This window comes from Ruminococcus callidus ATCC 27760 (genome assembly GCF_000468015.1).
Classification (GTDB): domain Bacteria; phylum Bacillota; class Clostridia; order Oscillospirales; family Ruminococcaceae; genus Ruminococcus_C; species Ruminococcus_C callidus.
In genome coordinates, this window is sequence record NZ_KI260426.1 from 33,291 (window position 1) to 36,260 (window position 2,970).

General features: G+C 50.7%; 4 protein-coding genes. All 4 read left to right on the forward strand.

What is annotated here, in order from left to right; all coding sequences use genetic code 11:
* Positions 1-84 precede the first annotated feature (84 nt).
* The 4 genes from RUMCAL_RS15560 to RUMCAL_RS09605 all read left to right on the forward strand — a co-directional run bounded on the left by RUMCAL_RS15560 (position 85) and on the right by RUMCAL_RS09605 (position 2,940).
* A complete protein-coding gene (locus RUMCAL_RS15560; RefSeq protein WP_021682591.1) occupies positions 85-609 on the forward strand; it encodes a hypothetical protein in 525 nt (174 codons plus the stop codon).
* Between the two features lie 21 nt (positions 610-630).
* A complete protein-coding gene (mazG, locus tag RUMCAL_RS09595) occupies positions 631-1,455 on the forward strand; it encodes a nucleoside triphosphate pyrophosphohydrolase (RefSeq protein WP_051343788.1) in 825 nt (274 codons plus the stop codon).
* Positions 1,442-1,687, forward strand: a complete 246-nt coding sequence (locus RUMCAL_RS09600) for an RNA-binding S4 domain-containing protein (RefSeq protein ID WP_021682593.1) — start codon at positions 1,442-1,444, stop codon at positions 1,685-1,687. Before mazG ends, RUMCAL_RS09600 begins: the two co-directional genes overlap by 14 nt.
* A 545-nt stretch (positions 1,688-2,232) precedes the next feature.
* Positions 2,233-2,940 (forward strand): sugar transferase, encoded by a 708-nt coding sequence (locus RUMCAL_RS09605; RefSeq protein ID WP_084194400.1) that lies wholly within the window; start codon positions 2,233-2,235, stop codon positions 2,938-2,940.
* Positions 2,941-2,970: the final 30 nt, after the last annotated feature.

A 2,970-nucleotide genomic window follows, 5' to 3' on the forward strand; every position in this document is an offset into this window, starting at 1 on the left:
AAGTCGCCAGACGCTCTTTGTGCGGTATCGCCCCAGCTTCCCTGCACATGACAAAAATGAAAAATCGAAAGGAATTCACATAAAATGGCACAGAAAAAAGAACATGTACAGACACATTATCTTCCCACCGAAAGCTATCTGGCAACCAGAGCCGCTGCTCTGCACTTTCCGGCAAAGCAGTTTGCGGACATGATTAACGACCAGAACAGCGTTTACGGCATAGTCATTGATATGCCGATCAACCCCATTACCCTGTCCACACTGGTGGTATACATCAACGGTGCGGCAAACGTTTACTTCAACAACGGCGGCTCCTACACCGGTGCTTCCCAGCGGTATCAGACCGTGGTACAGGCCGGACGGCTGCTGGTGGCAAACGCTCCGAGAATCCTCGGCGAATGCAGTCAGACTACCTCTTTCCCGCTGCCCACTTCCCAGCCCCACCACCTGTATCTGCTGACCAAGAAGGGCATTTTCGAAAAGAAAGTCCTGCCCTCTGCCATCAAGGAAGAAAGCGAAGACATGCAGGCGATCTATTTCCTCTATCAGCAGGTCATGCGGGAACTCCGTTCCGCACAGCTGAAAGATCAGGCAATGTCCCAGAAGTAAACCGGAACGGAGGTGTTTCCTGTGATTCCATACGAAAAGAAAGAACACTATACCATTGACGATCTGGCGGAGATCGTGACGCTGCTCCGGAGCAAGGACGGCTGTCCGTGGGACAAGGTGCAGACGCATGAATCCATTCGTCCGGACCTGATCGAAGAAACCTATGAAGTCATCGAAGCCATTGACCAGAACGACCCCGAAATGCTGCGGGAGGAACTGGGCGATCTGCTGCTGCAGGTGGTGTTCCACAGCCGTATCGAAACGGAACAGGGACACTTTACACTGGACGATGTCTGCACAGACATCTGCAACAAGCTGATTATCCGGCACCCTCACGTGTTCAGCACGGTGCAGGCGGACACCACTGAAGAAGTCCTGAAAAACTGGGACACCATCAAGGAAGAAACCAAGCACCAGACCACCCGCACCCAGACACTGGAAGCTGTGGCAAAGACCCTGCCGGCTCTGATGCGTGCCCAGAAAGTCTGCAAGCGTGCCCTCAAAGGCAACAACCGCTTTCTGTGCAATGAATCCGTCCTCGCCAGCGTGACTGAATGCAAGCACACGCTGGAAGAAGCCATGCACATGGAAGATGCGGAGCAGATCACGCGGGCAATGGGCGAACTGCTGTTCTGCTGTGCCGGCATGGCTCAGACACTGGGGCTTTCGGCGGAACAGGTACTCACCGACACCACCAACCAGTTCATTGACTGTTTCCGTGCCATGGAGGAAACCTGCACCGCGGAAAAGCGGGAAATGGAAACTCTCTCCCACGGCGAGTGGAATGCCCTCTGGAAGAAAACCAAACAAAATTTAGAGGAGGAAGCGACCCATGCGGCTGGATAAATATCTGAAGATCTCCCGACTCATCAAACGGCGTACCGTTGCCAACGAAGCATGCGATGCCGGAAAGATTCTCGTAAACGACAAGGTCGCCCGTGCATCGTATGATGTCAAGGCGGGCGATGTCATCGAGATCCAGATGGGACAGAAGGCTCTGAAAGTCCGTGTAGAACAGGTGGCTGAAGTCGTCCGCAAGGAGGACGCTGCCGGTCTTTACGCTGTGGTTTCAGAGTGAGCAGAAGCAGCATCACAAAAAACGAGATCGGAAAGCGGACGGCATCGGCTGTCCGCTTTTTTGGTCATTGTTTTCATAAACAAATCACAAACTTTCGGAAAATTTGTTTCCACTTTTGACTTTTTATTTTTCCGCAAAAGGCACCGCCGTGACAGCAGATGGTGCAAAACGTTCATTTTATGCAAACAAGTGTCTGCCTTCTGCAATCACATTTTTTCTTATACATCTATAAAAAAACAAGGCATTTCGACGTTTTTTGTCCCGCAGGCATATTTGGGCAAGTTGCTATTCATTCAACCTAGAAATTTGCATAAAATGCACGAGGTTTTCACGGGAATCTTGGTACAATAGTACATTGACAATTTGCAACAGAAAATGCTATAATTTGAGTATAGATATTTCCGCACAAAACGGCGATGATTTTTTGTGCGGCATCGTCTGCAATTTGTGTATAAAGGGGAACATCACAGATTGACATGGAGTGTGCATGCATAAACACGTACACACAACAACGAAATCTATGAGAAAAAATGGAGGGAGTATTTATGGAAAATCTAGGTTATCTTCTGGAAGATGATGACATATCGCCTGCGGTGAAACGCCGCAGCAGAACCCAGACCGCAGCATCTGCACAGCTGGAAAACGTTTCGAAGACGTATCTGTTTGTCAAGCGTCTGGCAGACGTGATGCTGTCATTTCTGGCTGTGATCGTGTTGAGCGTGCCCATGCTGCTGATCGCACTGGCAGTCTTTTTGCAGGACTTCCACAACCCGATCTTCAAGCAGCTGCGGGTGACCAAGGACGGTCGCTTTTTCACTATGTACAAGTTCCGCACCATGTGCGTGAATGCCGAACAAAAGCTGGAGGAGCTTCGTGCTCTGAATGAGGCAGACGGTCCGGTCTTTAAGATGAAAAAGGATCCCCGTGTCACACCGATCGGCAGATTTCTGCGGAAAACCAGTCTGGACGAACTGCCGCAGTTTTTCAATGTACTGAACGGTTCCATGAGTTTGGTGGGGCCGCGTCCGCCTCTTCCCAAGGAAGTGGAAAAGTACACACCGTACCAGATGCACCGGCTGGACGCAAAGGGCGGTATCACTTGCTACTGGCAGTGTTCCGGTAGAAGCAACATCATGTTTGACGAGTGGGTGGAACTGGATCTGAAGTACATTCGGGATCGTTCTTTTGCCACAGATGCAAAGATCTTGTTCCGTACCGTAGGAGCTGTTCTCCGGCGGGACGGTGCAGAGTAAAGGCAATACCGCACAAAGAGCATCTGGCGA